Below are 20497 nucleotides of genomic sequence, written 5' to 3'. Positions count from 1 at the left end.
TCCCACCACTTTTTCCTCGAAACAGCTCAGCGAACTTTCCTTACTCCACCAGAGCCACGGACAATATCACCAGCATCAGGTTTTTGTAAAAGATACGGTTGCAACCCTCGGTAATCATCATCAGTAGGGTAATTGGGTAAGATTTTTGTGAATATACTAGTTTCTATAAAAATCATACAACAAGTATACGGCAATGCCGTATTAATTCAAATGCGTCGATTGGTAGGTACGCTATCAGGACACACATGTTAATTATTGGCGAAGCCATTCAAAACTCTTAGTAGGCAACGCCGATGCTTTTGATTTACCCTCGACTCAAGGCTCGCCGGTTATTTTGTGAATTCAGTGGGGTAATTGGCAGGGATAGCCAATTAAGTGATGTACCTCCTGGAGCGGATCATCGCGACCTGCTGAATTCGCAAAATAACCGGATGAAGAGCATTGCCCTCGAGCGGCGTTTTTCTGGTTACTCTTTTTTTGCTGTTGACCAAAAATTTAATGGATAAATTTAGAACGCACTTCAGTGCGGCCCGCTGGGTGAAATACAAGGAAGTATTTCATAAAAAGAGTAACTGGCTCGAAGGGATTCGAGTCAAAAACTGACAAGGATGTCAGTAAGCGCTAGCGCATGCTTTGATGGCGAAGCCATTCAAAACTCTTAGTCAGCAATGCCAATAGAAAACTTTTCATTGCACACAAAGCGCCCAATGGGTACCACCTGGAAATGATAACGGTTATTGAAACATTACAGTTTATCCGCAAAGCCGAAAAGCTCATAACATCAAAAGAACGGGCAGAGTTGATTGATGCTATTGCTGCGGCACCAGAAAGTGGTGTGATTATCGCTCAAACTGGTAGGGTTCGAAAGATTCGGATAGCACGAGAAGGGCAAGGTAAAAGTGGTTCATTTCGCGTTATTTATTATTACTACACTAAGAATAATCCTATTCTTCTATTTACCGTTTTTGGGAAAAATGAACGTACAAATATCAGTGATGCAGATAAAAATGCGCTTTACAAAATTGTGCAATCGATTAAGAAGGAGATGCAACCATGACAAAAGCTGGAAATGATATCTTATCAGGGGCGAACGAAGCCTTAGAATTTTTGCGCGGAGATCCTAAAAAAGGACGAGCCAATAAAATTATCAATACAATAATTGATGTTAAGTCAATTCGTGCACAAACAGGACTATCGCAAGTTGATTTTGCAGAAGCTTATGGTTTGTCGGTACACAGCCTAAAAAAATGGGAAGCAGGAAAACGTAATCCTGAAGGTGCTGCAAAGGCCTACCTAACAGTTATATCTAAACGTCCCAATGTCGTTCGTGAAGCTTTGGAAGGCTTATAATTAATTACTTTGATTAACTGTTATTCATCCATTTTAAAAAATTAGCAGGACACGCATGTTAATTATTGGCAACAAGCTACCGTTCACCTTCGCCAGTCAATCGAGAAGCAAGTAAAACCACTATGTCTCTCACTTCATGAATCACGCCAATAACGATATAGAAAACATAATGATGTTGGCATTTAGTGACTAATATATCCGGTCGGTTCTTTGAAAATTGATGCTGAACAACCTCGATTTTACCAATAGCATTAAAGGTGATGTTTAGCGCTTGTCGGTATATTTCTAATTATTTGATCCCAAATTTACTGAGGGTATAACGTGCGATCTCACGTAAGTCTTGCTCTGCATCTTCCGTAATCTTGTATTGGCACATGATGGTTACTTGGCTTTCGCTAATTCTTCTTCAAATATAGAGTCAACGGAGCTAGTCGAAATTTTACCAGCTATGGCTTTGTCCACACGCGGCCCTAGAAATGTTTCTAATTTTTTCAGTGCTTCTTGTTCATTGCCCTTCGGTAAGGCACGCTCTAACACATAATTTTTGATGGATTGGCCTTGTAGTGCGGCCGCTGCTTTTAAATGTTGAAGTTGTTCTGGGGTAATGTCGATAGATAAACGCATAACATTCTCCTGTATAAAAAACCACGTACTTCATCATATATGTTAATAGCAACAAACTGTCATTTTTGTACAAATGTTGTAAATGTCGAAAAATATTCGACTAAAACTCTCTCCTAACCACCTACCCCAGCATTTCCATATAATGACCCTCTACATAAAATTGGTACATTTTGTATATAATGACTATTATGTACAAAACACTCACTTTAATCAGAGAAGAGCAACCTATGGATTCAATCAATTCCACTGATGCTAAAAAGTCATTCAGTGATGTTGTGCTAAAAGTGCAACAAGCACCTGTATGGATCACTCGTCACGACAAACCTGTTGCGGTAGTGATGTCTGCCAAAGAGTTTCAAGACCTGCAAGCTATAAAACAGCAAGCTTTAAAAATGGAGATAGAAAAAGGTTTAAATAGCTTAAAAGCAGGGCGAGTTATTGATGGCGAAGAAGCGATAAATCAACTACTAAACACTATAGACAATGCCTAATTTCACTTTTACTCCTGAAGCTTTAAACGATCTTACTGAAATTGTTAAATACACTGTGGCTGAGTGGGGAAAACCTCAAGCCCGCACTTATGTAGACGGATTAAAACTAGTATCAAATCGTTTAGCAGACCAACCGAGTATTGGCAAAAATAGGCCTGAATTAGCGAGGGAATTATATAGTTTCCCCTATGCCAGTCATATCCTGTTTTACACAGAAACCTTAAAAGGCATCATCATTGTTCGCGTCCTTCACAAAAATATGGATATCAGCCAACAATTTTAAGAAAAAGATTACAAGCAAACACTATCGGGACACACATATTAATTTTGGCAAAGCCATCCAAAACTCTTAGTCGGTAAAGGCGAGGCGTACATGATAACTAAACTTAATAACTCAAATGAAAACATTGCTGAACAGATTTTTACTGTTTTTCAAAATTCTTATAAAATTGAAGCGCAACTTATTGGTACGGATAATTTCCCTCCGTTGTTACGAAGTACTAAAGATATACAAAACTCAACAACACAGTTTTATGGCTTTAGAGAAAATGAATGTCTCGCTGCAGTGATAGAGATTGCGATAGAAGATCAACTCTTAGAAATTAATAGTTTAACTGTCGACCCAAGCTATTTTCGAAAGGGTATTGCAAACAAATTAATAAGCTATGTTTTAAATAATATAGTTTTTTCAAAAGCGATGGTGGAAACCGCGGTTGTGAATATCCCTGCAATCAATTTATACAAAAAACATGGCTTTGTTGAATTTAAAAGATGGACTCCAGCTCATGGTATTAAAAAATTAGCCATGTCGATTGAGCTTGCCATCTAATCGCGAACATAATGCCGCCATTAATTTCTAACTTCCAATCACAAACACCAGCACAGCGGCAATAATAGGCAAACTAAAAAACCATTTTGGAAGGTACAAAATCCCCAATAAGCTGGTCACGTAAAAAAGGCTCCATAAGGCCCAGTGTTGTGCTTCAAATATGTCTAAATAAGCAATTAAGCTTAGCCCTAACAAAGCTTTCATCATCACATAACTAATGGATATAATTTGCAGCCTAAATTTTGATACCGGCAAACTCGTTAAATAATATTGATACTGACGGCATAAGGCTTGTGTATCGAATAAGCTACTGGCCATAAGTAACGCACTTGTAAAACTTAAAAAACTGGCCACATTAGATTTAACGTCAATAGGCACACCATTAAACATGGCGCGCAACATGATCAGCATTAAAAGCAAGGCAACTAACCTTAATCCTTCTGCCCTAGGATATGCCATATCCCCTTGAAAGAATAAACGGTAACTGCCTTTAAGCCACGTGCCTATCCCAAACATTGGCATAGGGATAATGCGCTCTGTCAAAATAGCTAGGCACCACAGTACTAAACATTGAATTTTGCTTAACTCTTGTGCCCAAGGTGTAATCAATAGCGGCAGTATTAATAAACTTAAGAAAGGAAGTCTTCTTACTTTTACTGCAGCTATGCAGTAATAAGTACACAAGGTGAGTAAGCCCGCGGCTGGGGCTAGTTTTTCAATAACATAGCTAAAAGGTAAGTGTAATACTTGCTCTGCCCCATGTTTGAACAACACAAGAAATATAACAAGTGGGCCTAAAATAAATAGATTCGCCCCGTAGAGACTCAAGCCTAATTCACACCAGTCTTTGGTGGAACGACTGACAGGCAAGCTATTTATATACAGTTGATGTTCCACGCCGAGGATCCCATCCCTTTGTAATATCATCCAACTATAAACAAACAACAAATAGCCCCATAAGGTATATATCCATACCTCATTATTGGTGGCAGACTCAGCCAGAACGCCCCACGCTAAAAAGGGAAAAAGAACCAACGCAGATAGAGCCAAGGGAAATAAAGCCACAATAGCTAGACTCATCTGTTTAATACTGTCTAACCATTGCTTTAAATATTCACGATACACACGCAGTCGAAATTGCCAATAATTCACAATTAAGTACTCGTATTACGTTGTAATTGAATATGTCGAACCTGATTATGGTCTGCAGCTAAAGCTTCATGACTGGCTATCACCACTTGCCCTGGATATTCACTAAGCAATAAATTAAGTGCCAGACGCGCTTTTTCATCTAAGCCATTAGCTGGCTCATCAAGCAGTAATAAATCCGGTTGGTGAATAATAGCTGTCATTAAACTTAATTTTTTATAATTGCCTAATGATAAGTCTGTGACTTTAGTATTGAGGTAATCTTGCAACGAAAATTGTCCCAGCCATTTTTCGCTGACCTCGCAATTGAATTGTCTTGAGTGAAAATCTAACAACTCTTGAACAGTAAAAAAACCAGGTAAACTCACCTTACTGGCACTGATACCAATACTTTTTTTGCTATCGGCACCAAGCACCGATTGCTGGTTAAAACTGACCTCTCCACTATCAGGTTGAACTAATCCTGCGGCCATTAATAATAAGGTTGTTTTTCCACTGCCGTTAGGGCCACTAATCAACACTCTTGGCTCATCGATCACCAAAGAAAATTCACTAAAAAGACAGCGATTTTGGTAAGACTGACTTACTTCCTTAAACTCTAACAAACCTTCTACCCTATAAATGAAAATACAACATTGCTAACCGCAACTTACAAAAACACAGGTATAACAAAAATTTGCGACACATTAAATAAAGTAGTCACATATAAATCATTGCCTATGCCTAGTTACAGATTTACGAGTGAAGCATTAGAACGCTTAAAAATAAGTTATTGAAGTGAATTGCATTTCCTTACATTCAGTATCAATTATCAGCAGAAAGACTTGTCTTGGGTGATTACAATCTGGATCGTAAATTTATACTAAAAAAGGAAATGTAATGCCTAAGAATTCAAGAATAACTATTGGACTACTTTGTTTGAGTTTAACAGCCTGTAACGAAAATATATTTGATTTTGAAGGCGAACAGCATGTTCGTGTATATCAAGACGACCAAGCCATTAGTTGCGAGGATACTGGGGCTGTCTCGGTTAAAACTCACGGCAAGTTGCTTATCGATGAAGATATCGAATTACACTGCTCACAAAAAGGTGATGATGGCATGTCTTACACAGAATCATGCGGCTCCCAGACAGGCTCTATAAATATATTCACCATACACGATAAAGATTTAGGTACCGCAGAATCTCTAGGGTTTTCACGATTATCTACTCTTCCAGATGCACAGTTTGATGCGAAATGTGAGTATAAGGTCATTTCAGACTCAAAAAAATACGCTTTAATAAACCAATTAGATGAGCAACACAGCATTTGGCAAGCGAACAAAACAGCAAATTATCAGTTTCAGTTTAATATGAGTTATAGCGACTGCCCAACCTTTGTCCCTACGCCAATAGTTACCATTACCGTCAACAATGATGCGATCAATACAGTGTACGACATAAACAACGACACCTTTCTAAGCAACATCAGTCAGTACATGACAATTGACGAACTGTATAGCGAACTTAAACTACAGTTACAACTCACTCCCATCGAAGCAGGCTTAAACGTCAATGAACAAAATAAGTTACCTAAATTTAGTAATACGGGAATACCTGAACAATATTACATCAATGCTGGACGTGAAGAATGTGACGCCGCCAATTACACTATTAGTGATTTTGTAATACTGTAAAATAGCAGTGTAAATAAGAGATCAATAACGGATAAAAAACGGATGAAAATGACACTCTGGTAAATTATTGGCAAAGCCTCTAAACACTTAGTTGGCTGCGCCGCTGGTTTATACCAATGCCATTAAATAAATTATCGCCACAGCTAGCGCCCAGCCACCCTTTCGTCACTCTCCCACAATCGCCAGACCATACCTGCACTAAATGAGAAGGTGTTTTGTTCCAAAAACAAAGGACTATTTTCATTTGCAGCCCCTCCATGCATAGATGCGCTGCTGCCGAGAAACACTCTAATGTCTTGAGTAGCATTAAAGGACACACTCAGCAACAAACGCGTTCCAAAATATCCACCTTTTGCATCAAACAATTGGCGTTGTTCAGTGACAAAATCTTGATCCACTTGATAGAAATAGTCATGCAATTTTTCGGTCGCCCAAGTTGGCGATAAACTGATAGATAAGGCTGTTTTTTCACTTAACCAACCGCGCTGTAAATACTTAAACTCTGGTTGAAAAACATATCCCCTATGATCCATTCCAGAAAAGTCAGTTGAAAACACCGAGCGAGTTTGCAGGTTTAAAAACAATTCACCTTTACCATGCTCGGCAAATTCAATTTTTGCTAAACGCATTTTTAATTGTGGACCTAACTCAAAAATAAAATCTAAATCAGGCATACCTTCTCGCGCGATATTATCGTCAGAGTTCGCACCAAAGGAACCAGACAAAGATAAGTCCAACTCATACCAACTTTTGTCAATTGCCACAGCTCTAGCAATTGAGCCTTCACCAATACGTAGCGTTTTACCGCGGTAAATAAAGTATGGGCTGGGAATAACGTTGGTCTGACTTTGATCGGCAGCGGGGTATTCTGGCGAATTAAAAGCGGCAGCAAATATGCCAGCTTCCCACACGGGTCGCAAATCATCTTCTAAGGAAATTTCCTCTTGTGCCTTAATGTTAGCACTCGAGGCAACTATCAATATTATTGCCAAAAATTTTACGGGATAAAACCGACTATTTATTGCTACCAAAACAGATCCTTTATTGAACAATTATTACTGCAGTTCGAATATGTACTCTGCGACACCAGCAAAAGATCTCGTGTCTAAAGTTTTATAAAATGTAATTCCCTTATCCTATGTTAAATTTATGCTGGAAAACATCGTATTTATTTCACTTTTTTGTAAAAAAAGACTTGTGTTCACTCCTGCTAGCCCCATCTATTGACGCAGAACAAAGTTCTATTAGAAAAGAATTCTAAGCAGACGATGCGTCTTCTGCTTAATCACCGCCTTTATGAAAAAGGCACATAGCATCATTAACATTGGAATTTTCAGGAGATTTGAAAATGGCAATTCGTCCTTTAAACGATCGCGTTATCGTTAAGCGTCACGAACAAGAAAGTAAATCTGCAGGTGGCATTGTATTAACAGGCTCTGCAGCAGAAAAATCGACTCGCGGCGAAGTAATCGCTGTAGGTAATGGCCGTGTATTAGACAACGGCGACGTGAAAGCAGTCGACGTGAAAATTGGTGACATCGTAATATTCAACGATGGTTATGGGGTTAAAACTGAAAAGTTAGACGGCGAAGAAGTACTTATCCTTAGTGAAAGTGACATCTTAGCAGTAGTCGAATAAACCCAACCTATTAACAGAATTTTAGAGGAATAATTATCATGGCAGCTAAAGAAGTTCGTTTTTCTGACGACGCTCGCTCAAAAATGTTGGCGGGTGTTAACGTCCTAGCTAACGCAGTAAAAGTGACCCTTGGTCCTAAAGGCCGTCACGTAGTTTTAGATAAATCATTCGGTGCACCTACTATCACTAAAGATGGTGTATCTGTAGCCAAAGAAATCGAATTAGCAGACAAATTCGAAAACATGGGCGCACAGATGGTTAAAGAAGTAGCGTCAAAAGCAAATGACGAAGCCGGTGACGGTACTACTACTGCAACAGTTTTGGCTCAAGCTATTGTAACTGAAGGCTTAAAAGCCGTTGCTGCGGGCATGAACCCAATGGATCTTAAACGCGGTATCGACAAAGCAATAATTGTCGCCGTTAAAGAACTAAAAGCTTTATCTGTTCCTTGTGCTGATAATAAAGCTATCGCGCAAGTAGGTACTATCTCTGCAAACTCTGATTCAGAAGTAGGCGACCTTATCGCTGAAGCAATGGACAAAGTAGGCAAAGAAGGCGTTATCACTGTTGAAGAAGGTCAATCTCTACAAAACGAATTAGACGTTGTAGAAGGTATGCAATTCGACCGTGGTTATTTGTCTCCGTACTTTATGAACAACCAAGAAAACGGCACTGTAGAGCTAGATAGCCCGTACATGCTTTTAGTTGATAAAAAAATCACTAACATTCGTGAGTTGCTACCTACATTAGAAGCGGTTGCAAAAGCGTCTAAGCCTTTATTAATCATCGCTGAAGATGTTGAAGGCGAAGCACTTGCTACCCTAGTTGTTAACAACATGCGTGGTATCGTTAAAGTTGCAGCAGTTAAAGCACCTGGTTTTGGTGACCGTCGTAAAGCTATGCTTCAAGACATCGCTACCCTTACTGGCGGTACAGTGATTTCTGAAGAAATCGGCTTAGAACTTGAAAAAGTTACCCTAGAAGACCTAGGTACAGCCAAACGTGTTGTTATCAATAAAGACAACACTACTATCGTAGATGGTGCTGGTGAAGAAGACGCAATTAAAGGTCGTGTTGCGCAAATTCGTGCACAAATCGAAGAGTCATCTTCTGACTACGACAAAGAAAAACTTCAAGAACGTCTAGCTAAATTAGCTGGCGGTGTTGCGGTAATCAAAGTTGGTGCAGCAACCGAAGTTGAAATGAAAGAGAAAAAAGACCGAGTTGAAGATGCACTTCATGCAACTCGCGCAGCGGTAGAAGAAGGTGTTGTACCTGGCGGCGGTGTTGCTCTGGTTCGTGCAGCGTCTAAGATTGTTGAACTTAAAGGCGACAACGAAGACCAAACACACGGTATCAAATTAGCACTACGTGCAATGGAAGCTCCACTACGTCAAATCGCAGCTAACGCTGGCGCAGAAGCATCTGTTGTGACTAACGCTGTGAAAAACGGTGAAGGTAACTTCGGCTACAACGCAGCTAACGACACATACGGCGACATGATAGAAATGGGTATTCTTGACCCAACTAAAGTGGTTCGTTCTGCACTTCAGTTCGCAGCATCAATAGCAAGTTTGATGATCACCACTGAAGCGATGATTGCTGACGCACCTGCAGACGACGCAGCTGGCGGCATGCCTGATATGGGCGGCATGGGCGGCGGTATGGGTGGAATGGGCGGCATGATGTAGTCGAATTTGACTATGTAGCTTAGCCTCATAAGCTGAAAACAGAAAAGCCCGCAGATTTTATGGTCTGCGGGCTTTTTTAATGGATTAAAGTAAGTCAAAATCTTATATGCTTTTTTTTTTAAGATTCATCACTGCGGTTAACTAGCTTAGTCTCGCCAGAATTCAATAGCCTAGATTCCGAAATTCGAGTAGTTACATTCCGTAATTTACGTTAGTATAATCCCAAATTATCGCGAAATATTATTGTGGATAAAATAAATATGTATTCTCGACTCATCAAGCCTCGTCTACTCGAAGCACAACAAGATACACCCGTCACTTTACTCGCGGGACCACGTCAAGCTGGCAAAACAACCCTAGTTAAGCAAATATCGGTTGAGCAGGGAATAAAGTACATGACATTAGATGATCAGTTAACACTTCTTTCCGCTAAAAACGATCCAGTTGGCATGATAAGAGACATAGACAAGGTTGTTATTGATGAAATTCAACGCGCTCCAGAATTACTATTAGCGATTAAAAAGAGTGTAGATGAAGATAGGCGTCCAGGGCGATTCTTGCTTACCGGATCAGCAAACTTAATGACAATGCCAAAGGTTGCCGATTCGTTGGCCGGACGAATGGAAACTTTATCTTTATTACCTCTGTCTCAAAGCGAAATAGAGCTACAAACTGCTAATTGGATCGATAACGCGTTTAAAGGGCGCATTCTTGAGGCTGCGCAGCTATCAGTTGGTGCTGGACTTATTGATCGTGTTCTGAAAGGTGGTTATCCAGAATCGGTGGCACGAGAAACAAGTCGCAGACGAGCCAAATGGTCACAACAGTACATTGACGCTATTATTCAGCGGGATGTTAGAGATATTGCAAATATTGATAAACTTGATCAATTACCTCGTTTTCTAAGTGCACTGTGCCAGACTGTGGGTCAAATGTGTAATTATAGTAAACTTGGCGGTCGAGTCGGCCTTGATGGTAAGACAACATCCAAATATATCGGCATTTTTGAACAAATGTATTTACTAAAACGAATAGACGTTTGGTCTCGTAATCGGCTCAATCGTGTCGTCAAAACCCCAAAGCTACAATTTATTGATTCAGGTTTGTTGAGCACACTGCTTGATTTAACAACAGATGAAATTCAACTAGATAAAACTCGATTCGGCAATGTACTTGAAACATTCGTTTATGGCGAACTTCTCAAACATACTACAAATTCTGACGGTAATTATCGCATTATGTATTACCGAGATGCCGATAAAGTTGAAGTAGATTTTGTAATTGAAAATACGATAGGAGATATTGTTGGGGTTGAAGTCAAAGCGTCTGCTACTGTTACCGAGAAAGACTTAAAAGGATTAAAAAAGTTGGCAGAGCTCGCTGGTAATCGTTTTAAAACAGGCCTGGTGTTATATGACGGTACCGAAACTATGCCACTCGGTGAAAACATTTGCGCAGCACCGTTATCATCGTTATGGGGTAGATAGTCTAATGTGATAGGTATTTTATTGCCAGATTTGCATTATTGAAGGAGGGATAAAGCGGGGCACCATTTCCAAAGTTTTTATTTTTCCTTTACTATCAATGATATACACACCAATGGGCGGCAAGATGCAAATAATATTGAGGCGTATACCCTTCAATATTTATAGAAACCCATAACTGTTTTAAGAAAGCCCGAATAGCAATATTCGGGCTTTCTTATTTTATTTTTCTAATTATTAAACTTAAATGATACGCATATCGTGCGCACAATATGAAACTGAATTAGCTCAAAACTTTAATCTACACGCCTCTCCTGAATCTAAAACTACCCTTTTTCTATCATATTTTAAGGGCCGTAATGATGTGTATCCGTTTAGGTGGGAATCAAAAAATGGTAGAAGTGGCGATTCACCTGCTTGTTGGAATGAATGGCAACCAAATATCTGCAACAAACCAAAGATTAGCTGTACCGAATGTAAAACCAGAAATTTAAAGCTCCTGATTATCAGGCTATTTATGGGCATTTGAAAGGTATTCAAACGGTAGGTATTTACCCTTTATTAAATGATAACTCAACGTATATTCTAGCCGCTGATTTTGACAAAGATGATTGGTTTAAAGCGGAAACAGCATTTTCTCTTACTTGTGGATCATTAGATATTCCTTATTTATTAGAGCGTTCACGAAGTGGGCATGGCGGTCATTGTATGGATATTTTTCTCAGAAGCTGTAGCGGCCAGTGATGCTCGGCGGTTAGGCAATGGTCTACTGCGTAAAACAATGGAACTCTATCCGTTACTATCATTTGATTGCTTCGATAGATTATTTCCTAATCAAGATATTATGCCAGAGGGTGGTTTTGGTAACTTGATTGCTTTGCCACTGTAGTTGGAGGCAAGAAAATAAATTAATAATGGTGGCCCTTATAAAATTGCTTTGGTGTCATTTTATACCATGTCTTAAAAGCGCGATAAAAAGCACTGGGCTCTGAATATCCTAAATAGGAAGCTAACCCTTCCATATCTATTGATTGTTTTAGCAGTAGGCTAACTGTTTCTTCTTTCAACACCTCCTCTTTAAGTTGACGAAAACTTGTGCCGTATTTAGTTAAGGTGCGTTGCAATGTACGTTTATTTAGTCTGAGTGACGACTCTACAAACTCTATATTAGCTAAAGCAAGCCCCCCTTCTTTAATTAAAGCCTTAACTGAGTTAATCAGCGCACTAGATGCATTCTTGCCCCTCAAGAGTTCTTCGGCGTAAGCCAAATTTATTTGATAAAGGTTATTATCTACTCCCAAAAAAGGTTTATCTATTTGATTGGAAGAGAAACAAATCGCAAAATTACCATTATGACTGATTACCTTAATTCCAAACTTATTTGCAAGTAGTTCTGCATTCAGACTCTTTGGTACATATATTTTATTAATCTTGAAGGTACTGCTGGTAATTGCTCTCATCAATTCAATAGTATGCGCTACAACCGCCAAAATTTGATGATGATTAATGGGTACGCTACTTTCTACAGCAACATATTCACAGTAAAGGCTTGGCTCATTATCAATAAGTCTTTCATTAATATGGTAGCGGCCACTTTCGCTGATCAGCGTCTGAAATTTTTTAATATTTTCGATAACATCTCGAATAGTTGGGCTATGCCAAATCACAGGTGACAAAACGCCTAGCGCTCTATAATTAAGTAATCTGCCTACCTTAACTCCCAGAAGCGGGTCTTGCGCCAACCTATCCGCCCGATGCCAAATTTTCCTAACGATACTTACTTCTAATCTTTGATTAGTAAACACGCGATCATTTTCAATTTCATCGAAATCTTGAATGATTGTTTTAAGATTTAATCCTAAATCAGCAAAAGTATTGAGCAGAGAATTAACCCACTCTCCTTCGATATAGAGATATTTCATGACAACCTTGCATGTGCAGTTTACGAAGAATATATATGATGAAACTGTCACATACTGTCAATTTTTAGACGTTAGTGTCAATGACTATTAGTCTAAGTAGACAGATACTAAGGAGCATATAACAACAATTTTAACGTGGTTCACTAATGTCTGAATACAATCTCAATGGTTTAGTCATCCCCTTATTTATGTTCTTTATGGCTATCGAATATATATTCCTAAGGCTAAAAGGCAAGAACCTGCATCGCTATAACGACTCAGTCAATAGCCTCTCGATGGGAATGTGCCTATTGATATCGGATGCCTTATTAAAAACTTTCACATTTGCGGCTTATATGTACTTATGGGAAAACCACAGGTCGTTGGATTTTAGTGTTCAGGAGCCAATTACTTGGGTTGTATTCTTTTTTGTTTTGGATCTTTGTTATTACGCTTTTCACAGAGCTGCCCATGAAATAAATTTCTTATGGGGCGCCCATGTTGGACATCACCAAAGTGAAGAATACAACCTCACCACAGCATTACGGCAGAGTGCCTTCCAATATGCTTTTTCTTGGGTATTTTATCTGCCCTTAGCCTTTTTAGGTTGCCCTCCTCAAGTATTCTTAATTTTGTTTATTTTACTAAAACTCTATCAATTCGGGTTACACACTCAAGCCATAAACAAAGTACCGCTTATAGAGGGCATATTTTCAACACCCTCCAGCCACCGTGTTCATCATGCCAAAAACCCCGTATATATTGACCGAAACTACGGTGGAACCTTAGCCATATGGGATCGCATATTTGGCACATGGCAACCAGAATTAGCCCAAGAGCCATGTCATTATGGCACCACGCTCCCCCTCAATACCTTAAACCCCATTAAAGCAAATTTGCAGCATTGGGAAATGTTAGCAAAAGACACGGTAAAAACAGCTTCGTGGCATGACAAATTTATATTATGGTTTAAACCAACTGGCTGGAGACCAAGGGATTGTATAAAAGGCGATGGCTCAACAAGCAAACTGCAAAGCTCGGGCAGTACCAACATAGTAAAATATGATCCCCAAGTATCAAACTTAGTGAAAATTTATACTGCTATTAATTTTCTACTACTAATAGCTATCACAGTTATGTTTTTATTTATGTCGCCAAAATTATCGGCCTTAATGTTAATACTTGGCACATTCACTGTTGTTTATGGTTTTGTTGCTATTAGTCACTTTTTAGAAGGTAGTAAAAGTCTGACGTTTTTTGAGCTTATTCGCTTACCTGTTACATTTTGGCTAGCTTCAAATTTATGGTTTAGCACCTCTACTACTCAGATTATCAACACTATAGTGATGGATAAACCAGCGGCACAGGTACTATCATATGCTAGCTCGCCTGGATTATGGTCAGACTGGCACCCACAATCATCAAAAGTGTATGTGAGTTCATCACAGCCTTTAATTAAAGGTGATACATTTGAAGAAGATATACAGACAGCCTTGGGTAAAAATCATTTATCTTGGAAAGTGATTCAAAGCACAAACGATACTTGGATTGCCGAAGCCAACAACCAAACCAATGGCTCGACTATTCGACTTCAATATCAGGTGCGGGCATTAGGAAACAAATCCGAATTCGAAAGAACATTGCACTACACTATGCCCAACTTTGCTTTGGTAACCGTAAATGCGCTGTTTTTTAAGTCAAAAGTTGAACAAAAATCAGAAGACTCGTTGCTGCGTTTAAAAAACGCAGTAAACGCGCAATTTACTTATTAAATGTGTTGAGCCTTTTATTCATGATAAAAGGCGGATGTTTGTGTTCTGGTATGACATTACAACACCAATCATTGCAACAACCTATATATTGGAAAACACTATATTAAATACCCATATGGCGACTACCACACACTACAATTCTACATGTTCTAATTTACCGTAGTTGGCCATAAATCAAACCAAATGCTAATAACCACTCTAGCCGCCTAGTGTAAACATCCATGCCGAGCTTTTCGAGACTGTTAGGCATTAAAATAAAGCCTGATCCAAACAAAAGCGAAAATAAACCTTTAACGGCCCCTTCGAAGACAACCTCGGTTACAAACCAAGAATTGAAATTCCAGCCGTCCATGCCACCATATTCATTTGAATTGTAATAGGCTCAGTAAGGCAAGCCAAAGCCCCAAATAATTGACAAATTTTAAATAAAGCATCGAGTTTTCAATCTTGTGTCGCAATTACATTTATTCGCCACTACACAATTTATGTGTATAAATTAATTGGGAAGCGATTAATTTAAAAGGATTGGTATAACTTAACTTTGCAGGCTGTTGTTTTAAAAAAGATCTGCTTCTATATGATGGTAAAGAGACGATACCCTTAGTGATTATTTGGGCAGCATTGCTATCATCACTAAGGAGTACAAAGTGGGGTATTGCTAGTTACTAATTAGATATCTTGATCATTTGTGCTATCGATATCCCAATTAATGCTCCGTGAGCAACTCATAACCTCACCAGTTGATAATCAATTGAAACCTGCCCCAAATTAAATCAATTAACAGTTGTTGCGGGAGATCGTGCTTAAAGAGGCACTCAGTTACGAGGGACGACCTTCCCAGTACACTCATAGTAGAAGGCGTCGTTACTAACTTACCGTTGCTTCCTCGAAGTAATCATACAGTCAATTTCATCGACTATCTGCAATTTGCCATTTTCCATTTGCGACGATAGGATCGTTCGTCAACTCTACTTTGGCTAACCTAGAACTTTTCAGCAATCATCCATGTTTTTAGAAATGAATCATATGCAAGTTTACCCGTTGTAAATATTCCACTTCGAGTAACTGCAACACGACACATTCTGTGACTTTCGGATTGTCAAAGAATGTGGCGAAGTGTCAGATTGCATGAGTTTCAACAGCGTTGCTGTGTTCACCTTCAATGCTGATTACTTAGAAGCGTTTACACTGAGCACGCTTCCATTTTTGGCTATCTCGAAATAAATGACTGTATTAGTAGATGAGTTCGCTGCGCTAACGATAAACGATTTCTCCAACACTTCAATTACACTGAAGTTCGCTTCTGTTAGCGATTTCCAACTTTCGTTAAGTTGACCCACTTCATAACCAAAATCCTTAAATGTAAGCTGTTGGACGAATTTATTGGCAATGCCAAGTGCAGTTTCACTAGTAATTTCGTTATGGTCTTGATGTGCAATGGCAGCGCCTTGCCCAATATAGGCAATCAGTAATAATGTGCGTAAAATAATTTTCATTTTATAGTCCTATGTGGTGTTTACTATTTAAGTCCAATAGCGGTGTACTGGCCCGAAACAATCAATTGGATTGAGACGGGTTTGTTATTGGTGTTTTTCCAATACCAGCCGTGAGAGCCGGTAAAAGGCGAGGTGAAACTGCCTTTCATTTCTGAAAGCGTGGCTATAGCGTAACTCTCAAAATAACCTGTAGTGTCGCCTTCAGGCTCACCATGTAAATCAAAATAAAGCGGTTCGCCATCGGTTAACCACTCGTAGGTCATTTTGTCGTATTGATTCATTTGAAATTTATATTCAATACCTGTCCCGGCAGGCACCATTACTTCAATCACCTGTTGTCCTTGCTCTGTGATTGCGGTGTCTTTTGCTACTGGTATTGATTCATCGTCAAGGTGTGCCAACGCGGTTAATCCTAGTTCATGACCGATGTGCGTTGGGTCAATATTGTATTCTGCTGGAAGAATAAAACATACGAATACCACGGCTGCGATAATAGTGGCAGCAATGGTCGATTTTATTAATGTTTTTGTGCTTACTACATGTTGTGTCATAAGTTCTCTCGTTCTAATTAATGTAAATAATAGCCAGTTAACTGGAGACCAATTAACATAAACCCAGCGCTCATAAGCATGGTGTTTGTAACGGTTGAAAAACGCTCAAATGACGGTAGTTTTCGCCAAAAGTTAATCACAATCACAATGAAGGCAAGCGCCATAAATTGCCCCAATTCGACGCCAATGTTAAATGCAATCATATTGGCAACTAATCCGTCTGGAGCCAGTTCAAATTCTTGCAGCTTAGTGGCTAAACCAAAGCCATGAAATAAACCGAATATCAGCACGGCCAACTTGGTATTCGGCTGCCTGCCAAACACGCGTTTAAAACCACCCAAGTTATCAAAACCTTTGTACACAACCGAGAAGCCAATGATGGCATCAATTAAATAGGGATTAACCTGGATGTCACCCAATACCCCCCATAACAAAGTAATGCTATGACCAACAGTAAACATGCTTACGTACAGCAATACATCACGACTTCGATACAGGAAAAATATCACGCCGACCAAGAACAATATGTGGTCGTAGCCGGTAAACATATGCTTAGCGCCAATATAGATAAACGGAATGAATTGCATGCCCGTATTTTGTTCCAAGAACACTCGGGTATTGTCATCCACTCCGTGCGCAAGTGCACCAAAAGACAGACTTACCAAAAGCAAACCTATAAGGAATGCGGCGAATGGTTTAATATTATTGAGCATTTAATTGCTCCTTGTCAGCCGTAGGTGTTTTATCTTTATGCAATAATCGATATAACGCGGGGATCACAAACAAGGTCAGTATGGTTGATGAAATGATCCCACCGATAACCACAGAGGCTAAGGGGCGCTGTACTTCAGAGCCCATTCCCGTATTTAACGCCATTGGCACAAAACCTAATGAAGCAACCAGCGCTGTGGTAATGACAGGCCGCAGGCGCGTGATTGCGCCATCAAATATTGCTTGTTCCAGCGGTATGTTTTGTTTACGCAAATCCCGTATGAACGACACCATGACCAAACCATTTAGTATGGCAATCCCTGATAATGCGATAAACCCAACTGCCGCTGATATTGAAAAAGGAATATCTCGCAACATAAGCGCAGCAATGCCGCCGGTTAGGGCTAATGGCACACCAGTGAATATGATCATGGCATCTTTAAACGAGCCTAATGCAAGAATGAGTAGTCCAAGGATCAATAACAAAGTGACTGGCACTACTATGGACAAACGCTGTGAAGCAGATTGTAACTTCTGATAGGTGCCGCCATATTCCAGCCAATAACCCGCAGGAATATCTACCTTGCTCTCTATTTGTGTTTTTATATCCGCTACAAAACTGCCCAAGTCCCTACCGCGAACATTTGCAGTCACCACAACGCGGCGCTTACCATTTTCCCTGTTGACTTGGTTTGCACCCAGTAGCATTTCAATATCAGCCAACTCTTGTAATGGTACATAGTGACCATCTGGCAAGTGGATAGGTAGGCGATATAATGCATCAACATCGCTGCGCAAGCTCTCTTGCAAACGCACAACAATATCGGCTCTTGCATCTCCCTCATAGAATTTTCCTGCCACGCGTCCACCCAAGGATGTTGCCAATTGCTCTTGAATAAGCGTTTTTGAAATGCCGTATTGCGCTAACTTTTCCATTTTCGGCACTATGGTGAGCATCGGCAAACCTGTTGTTTGTTCCATTTGGATGTCAGCAACTCCCTCGACACTGCCGATAGCACTCTCAATCTCGCTGCCGACAGCATTCAATATTTCAAAATTATCACCAAATACCTTTATTGCTAGCTCGGCTCGCACGCCTGACAACAGTTCATTAAAACGCATCTGTATGGGTTGCAAAAATTCATAACGATTACCTGGAATAGGCTCAACTAATGCTGCTAAGTCTTCAACAATTTGGTCTTTGGTTTTATTCGGGTTAGGCCATTGCTCTCGTGGTTTCATAATAATGAAGTTATCGGCAACACTAGGCGGTACAGCATCGGTAGCGACATCGGCGGTGCCAATTTTTGCAAATACCCGCTCCACTTCTGGCATTTCCATGATGCGGGCTTCTAAGCTTTCTTGTAGTGCTACCGCTTGACTCAATGATGTACCAGGAATACGCAGTGCATGCATAGCAATGTCTCCCTCATCCAAGTTAGGCACAAATTCGCTGCCAAGCTTTGTTGCCTGATAGCCCATGATCCCCACCAGAGCGACGGCAAACACCACCACAAACCATCTTGTTTTTATTACCCACTTAAGAGCAGGCTTATAAACAAAAGTCGCACCGCTCATGATGAAGTTACGACTTTCTTTAACAGGCTTTTTAAACAACAAAGCAGTAGCGGCGGGTACAAAGGTGATGGACAAAACCATCGAACATAACAAAGCAATAACAACAGTAAGCGCCATCGGGTGAAACATCTTACCTTCCACGCCTTCTAGCGCAAAAATGGGCAGATATACCGCAGTAATGATAAATACGCCAAATAAGGCTGGGCGTATCACTTCTTTAGTGGCTGTGAATACAATATCCAGACGATGTTTTAGTGCTAGTTGCTGACCGTCTGGACTAGCATGACTGAGACGACGTAAACAGTTTTCGACAATGATAATAGCGCCATCAACCAGCAGACCAAAATCCAATGCGCCTAAACTCATTAAGTTAGCACTGACCTTGGTTTGCACCATGCCGGTTATTGTCATTAACATGGCAAAAGGGATCACTAAGGCAGTTAAAAACGCGGCTCTAAAATTACCTAAGAGCAGAAACAGAATAACGATAACCAACAATGCGCCTTCAACCAGGTTGGTCTTGACGGTATTAAGTGTTTGGTCAACTAGTTTTGTGCGATCATATACGGCGGTTGCGACAATCCCTTCTGGTAGTGAGTTATTGATTTCTTTAAGTTTTTCGCCAACTGCATATGCAACTGTGCGGCTGTTTTCGCCTATCAACATAAACACTGTGCTCATCACCACTTCACGGCCATCTTGAGTCGCTGCACCTGTGCGTAGGCCATGTCCTTCAACCACATTTGCCACATCGCTAATACGAACACTGGCGCCATCAGTGGTTTTCACCACTGTATTGGCAAGGGCGTTAATGTTTTCAATTTGCCCTGGGATCCGAATGAGCCATTGTGCGCCATTCTTCTCAATAAAACCGGCACCTTGGTTAGTATTGTTATTTTCAATGGCATTGACTAAATCAGCTTGAGTGACGCCGTAGGTCAACAGTTTTTCAGGGTCAAAAGCCACGACTAACTCTCGCTCAAAGCCCCCGATGGGATTGACTTCAACAACCCCCGGCACTCGCATAAGTTGAGGGCGGATCACCCAGTCGTGCACAGAGCGTAATTCCATAGGTGTAATCAAGTTACCATCTTTATCCGTCGCGCCAGGTTCGGCGTCAACTGTAAACATGAATATCTCGCCAAGTCCGGTCGCAATGGGACCTAACTGAGGCTCCAGTCCAAGTGGTAATTCTGACTTTGCAGCGGAAAGCCTTTCATTTACCAACTGGCGTGCAAAGTACACGTCGGTATTGTCACTGAAGACGGCAACCACTTGTGATAAACCATAGCGAGAAACAGAGCGCGTGCCTTCCAAGTTTGGCAATCCTGCCAATGCGGTTTCAAGGGGATATGAAATACGCTGTTCGACTTCCAGCGGCGTATAACCTGGTGCATCAGTATTAATCATTACTTGTACATTAGTAATGTCAGGCACAGCATCAATGGGTAATTTGGTGAAATTCCACAAGCCTAGCGCCGAAACCACCAGCACTAGCACCATGACAAGAATGTTGCGTTTTATCGCAAAGCGTAAAATAAAATCTAGCATGTG

General features: G+C 40.3%; 20 protein-coding genes and 1 pseudogene. 12 read left to right on the top strand and 9 right to left on the bottom strand.

Features of this window, described 5'->3' with window-relative positions; genetic code table 11:
• Window positions 1-724: 724 nt before the first annotated feature.
• Both GARC_RS18040 and GARC_RS18035 read left to right on the top strand, forming a co-directional pair.
• Window positions 725-1057 carry a type II toxin-antitoxin system RelE/ParE family toxin gene (locus GARC_RS18040; protein ID WP_007622877.1) on the top strand — a complete coding sequence of 111 codons (333 nt, stop codon included), beginning with the start codon at window positions 725-727 and terminating at the stop codon, window positions 1055-1057.
• A complete protein-coding gene (locus GARC_RS18035) occupies window positions 1054-1350 on the top strand; it encodes a helix-turn-helix domain-containing protein (RefSeq protein WP_007622876.1) in 297 nt (98 codons plus the stop codon). The genes GARC_RS18040 and GARC_RS18035 overlap by 4 nt, the downstream gene beginning before the upstream one ends.
• A gap of 381 nt (window positions 1351-1731) precedes the next feature.
• Here GARC_RS18035 and GARC_RS18030 read toward each other — a convergent pair whose 3' ends face one another.
• The gene (locus GARC_RS18030) at window positions 1732-1974 is read right to left on the bottom strand and encodes a type II toxin -antitoxin system TacA 1-like antitoxin (protein ID WP_007622875.1); all 243 of its coding nucleotides are present in this window, start codon (window positions 1972-1974) and stop codon (window positions 1732-1734) included.
• 227 nt (window positions 1975-2201) lie between these two features.
• On the opposite strand from GARC_RS18030, the gene GARC_RS18025 reads away from it, so the two are divergent.
• The 3 genes from GARC_RS18025 to GARC_RS18015 all read left to right on the top strand — a co-directional run bounded on the left by GARC_RS18025 (window position 2202) and on the right by GARC_RS18015 (window position 3294).
• Window positions 2202-2465, top strand: a complete 264-nt coding sequence (locus GARC_RS18025) for a type II toxin-antitoxin system Phd/YefM family antitoxin (RefSeq protein ID WP_039990054.1) — start codon at window positions 2202-2204, stop codon at window positions 2463-2465.
• The gene (locus GARC_RS18020) at window positions 2458-2748 is read left to right on the top strand and encodes a type II toxin-antitoxin system RelE/ParE family toxin (RefSeq protein WP_007622873.1); all 291 of its coding nucleotides are present in this window, start codon (window positions 2458-2460) and stop codon (window positions 2746-2748) included. The genes GARC_RS18025 and GARC_RS18020 overlap by 8 nt, the downstream gene beginning before the upstream one ends.
• A 90-nt stretch (window positions 2749-2838) precedes the next feature.
• Window positions 2839-3294 carry a GNAT family N-acetyltransferase gene (locus GARC_RS18015; RefSeq protein ID WP_007622871.1) on the top strand — a complete coding sequence of 152 codons (456 nt, stop codon included), beginning with the start codon at window positions 2839-2841 and terminating at the stop codon, window positions 3292-3294.
• Window positions 3295-3321: 27 nt separating this feature from the next.
• On the opposite strand, the gene GARC_RS18010 is transcribed toward GARC_RS18015, so the two are convergent.
• Window positions 3322-4446, bottom strand: coding sequence for a DUF6136 family protein (locus GARC_RS18010; RefSeq protein ID WP_039989992.1), 1125 nt, complete (start codon window positions 4444-4446; stop codon window positions 3322-3324).
• 2 nt (window positions 4447-4448) lie between these two features.
• Window positions 4449-5048, bottom strand: a complete 600-nt coding sequence (locus GARC_RS18005; RefSeq protein ID WP_007622867.1) for an ABC transporter ATP-binding protein — start codon at window positions 5046-5048, stop codon at window positions 4449-4451.
• A 274-nt stretch (window positions 5049-5322) separates the two neighbouring features.
• Between GARC_RS18005 and GARC_RS18000 the strand changes: the two genes are divergently transcribed.
• Complete coding sequence (locus GARC_RS18000) at window positions 5323-6120, top strand: DUF6174 domain-containing protein (protein WP_007622849.1); 798 nt, start codon at window positions 5323-5325, stop codon at window positions 6118-6120.
• A gap of 143 nt (window positions 6121-6263) precedes the next feature.
• On the opposite strand, the gene GARC_RS17995 is transcribed toward GARC_RS18000, so the two are convergent.
• The gene (locus tag GARC_RS17995) at window positions 6264-7100 is read right to left on the bottom strand and encodes a MipA/OmpV family protein (RefSeq protein ID WP_226989213.1); all 837 of its coding nucleotides are present in this window, start codon (window positions 7098-7100) and stop codon (window positions 6264-6266) included.
• 368 nt (window positions 7101-7468) lie between these two features.
• On the opposite strand from GARC_RS17995, the gene GARC_RS17990 reads away from it, so the two are divergent.
• The 5 genes and pseudogenes from GARC_RS17990 (at window position 7469) to GARC_RS27110 (ending at window position 11823) form a co-directional block, all read left to right on the top strand.
• On the top strand, window positions 7469-7759 hold the full coding sequence (locus GARC_RS17990; protein ID WP_007622844.1) for a co-chaperone GroES: 291 nt from the start codon (window positions 7469-7471) through the stop codon (window positions 7757-7759).
• Between the two features lie 38 nt (window positions 7760-7797).
• Window positions 7798-9450, top strand: coding sequence for a chaperonin GroEL (gene groL / locus GARC_RS17985; RefSeq protein WP_007622842.1), 1653 nt, complete (start codon window positions 7798-7800; stop codon window positions 9448-9450).
• Window positions 9451-9695: 245 nt separating this feature from the next.
• The gene (locus GARC_RS17980; protein WP_039989986.1) at window positions 9696-10937 is read left to right on the top strand and encodes an ATP-binding protein; all 1242 of its coding nucleotides are present in this window, start codon (window positions 9696-9698) and stop codon (window positions 10935-10937) included.
• A gap of 244 nt (window positions 10938-11181) precedes the next feature.
• Window positions 11182-11678: pseudogene (locus GARC_RS27760) on the top strand (TOTE conflict system archaeo-eukaryotic primase domain-containing protein).
• Complete coding sequence (locus GARC_RS27110) at window positions 11629-11823, top strand: TOTE conflict system archaeo-eukaryotic primase domain-containing protein (RefSeq protein WP_039989984.1); 195 nt, start codon at window positions 11629-11631, stop codon at window positions 11821-11823. The pseudogene GARC_RS27760 and the gene GARC_RS27110 overlap by 50 nt, the downstream one beginning before the upstream one ends.
• A gap of 19 nt (window positions 11824-11842) precedes the next feature.
• Here GARC_RS27110 and GARC_RS17970 read toward each other — a convergent pair whose 3' ends face one another.
• The gene (locus tag GARC_RS17970; protein ID WP_007622836.1) at window positions 11843-12856 is read right to left on the bottom strand and encodes an AraC family transcriptional regulator; all 1014 of its coding nucleotides are present in this window, start codon (window positions 12854-12856) and stop codon (window positions 11843-11845) included.
• A gap of 146 nt (window positions 12857-13002) precedes the next feature.
• Here GARC_RS17970 and GARC_RS26045 point away from each other — a divergent pair, with 146 nt between their 5' ends.
• Window positions 13003-14607 (top strand): sterol desaturase family protein, encoded by a 1605-nt coding sequence (locus tag GARC_RS26045; RefSeq protein ID WP_007622834.1) that lies wholly within the window; start codon window positions 13003-13005, stop codon window positions 14605-14607.
• A 1169-nt stretch (window positions 14608-15776) separates the two neighbouring features.
• Here the strand turns inward: GARC_RS26045 and GARC_RS17955 are convergent.
• The 4 genes from GARC_RS17955 to GARC_RS17940 are packed head-to-tail and all read right to left on the bottom strand — an operon-like array spanning window position 15777 to window position 20494.
• On the bottom strand, window positions 15777-16103 hold the full coding sequence (locus GARC_RS17955; RefSeq protein ID WP_007622829.1) for a DUF6488 family protein: 327 nt from the start codon (window positions 16101-16103) through the stop codon (window positions 15777-15779).
• A 23-nt stretch (window positions 16104-16126) separates the two neighbouring features.
• On the bottom strand, window positions 16127-16654 hold the full coding sequence (locus GARC_RS17950; protein ID WP_007622827.1) for a hypothetical protein: 528 nt from the start codon (window positions 16652-16654) through the stop codon (window positions 16127-16129).
• A 17-nt stretch (window positions 16655-16671) separates the two neighbouring features.
• Window positions 16672-17367, bottom strand: coding sequence for a HupE/UreJ family protein (locus tag GARC_RS17945; RefSeq protein WP_007622824.1), 696 nt, complete (start codon window positions 17365-17367; stop codon window positions 16672-16674).
• Window positions 17357-20494, bottom strand: coding sequence for an efflux RND transporter permease subunit (locus tag GARC_RS17940; RefSeq protein WP_007622822.1), 3138 nt, complete (start codon window positions 20492-20494; stop codon window positions 17357-17359). Before GARC_RS17940 ends, GARC_RS17945 begins: the two co-directional genes overlap by 11 nt.
• Between the last annotated feature and the right edge of the window lie 3 nt (window positions 20495-20497).

This window comes from Paraglaciecola arctica BSs20135, from assembly GCF_000314995.1.
Classification (GTDB): Bacteria; Pseudomonadota; Gammaproteobacteria; order Enterobacterales; family Alteromonadaceae; genus Paraglaciecola; species Paraglaciecola arctica.
Note: the sequence above shows the minus strand (reverse complement) of the source record. Positions and strands in the feature narration are given on the sequence as shown.

Excerpts from the sequence above, each read along its gene's own strand:
- GARC_RS18040 (WP_007622877.1), top strand. The coding sequence starts at position 725 with ATGATAACGGTTATTGAAACATTACAGTTTATCCGCAAAGCCGAAAAG.
- GARC_RS18035 (WP_007622876.1), top strand. The coding sequence starts at position 1,054 with ATGACAAAAGCTGGAAATGATATCTTATCAGGGGCGAACGAAGCCTTA.
- GARC_RS18030 (WP_007622875.1), bottom strand. The coding sequence starts at position 1,974 with ATGCGTTTATCTATCGACATTACCCCAGAACAACTTCAACATTTAAAA.
- GARC_RS18025 (WP_039990054.1), top strand. The coding sequence starts at position 2,202 with ATGGATTCAATCAATTCCACTGATGCTAAAAAGTCATTCAGTGATGTT.
- GARC_RS18020 (WP_007622873.1), top strand. The coding sequence starts at position 2,458 with ATGCCTAATTTCACTTTTACTCCTGAAGCTTTAAACGATCTTACTGAA.
- GARC_RS18015 (WP_007622871.1), top strand. The coding sequence starts at position 2,839 with ATGATAACTAAACTTAATAACTCAAATGAAAACATTGCTGAACAGATT.
- GARC_RS18000 (WP_007622849.1), top strand. The coding sequence starts at position 5,323 with ATGCCTAAGAATTCAAGAATAACTATTGGACTACTTTGTTTGAGTTTA.
- GARC_RS17990 (WP_007622844.1), top strand. The coding sequence starts at position 7,469 with ATGGCAATTCGTCCTTTAAACGATCGCGTTATCGTTAAGCGTCACGAA.
- groL (WP_007622842.1), top strand. The coding sequence starts at position 7,798 with ATGGCAGCTAAAGAAGTTCGTTTTTCTGACGACGCTCGCTCAAAAATG.
- GARC_RS27110 (WP_039989984.1), top strand. The coding sequence starts at position 11,629 with ATGGCGGTCATTGTATGGATATTTTTCTCAGAAGCTGTAGCGGCCAGT.
- GARC_RS17970 (WP_007622836.1), bottom strand. The coding sequence starts at position 12,856 with ATGAAATATCTCTATATCGAAGGAGAGTGGGTTAATTCTCTGCTCAAT.
- GARC_RS26045 (WP_007622834.1), top strand. The coding sequence starts at position 13,003 with ATGTCTGAATACAATCTCAATGGTTTAGTCATCCCCTTATTTATGTTC.
- GARC_RS17955 (WP_007622829.1), bottom strand. The coding sequence starts at position 16,103 with ATGAAAATTATTTTACGCACATTATTACTGATTGCCTATATTGGGCAA.
- GARC_RS17950 (WP_007622827.1), bottom strand. The coding sequence starts at position 16,654 with ATGACACAACATGTAGTAAGCACAAAAACATTAATAAAATCGACCATT.
- GARC_RS17945 (WP_007622824.1), bottom strand. The coding sequence starts at position 17,367 with ATGCTCAATAATATTAAACCATTCGCCGCATTCCTTATAGGTTTGCTT.
- GARC_RS17940 (WP_007622822.1), bottom strand. The coding sequence starts at position 20,494 with ATGCTAGATTTTATTTTACGCTTTGCGATAAAACGCAACATTCTTGTC.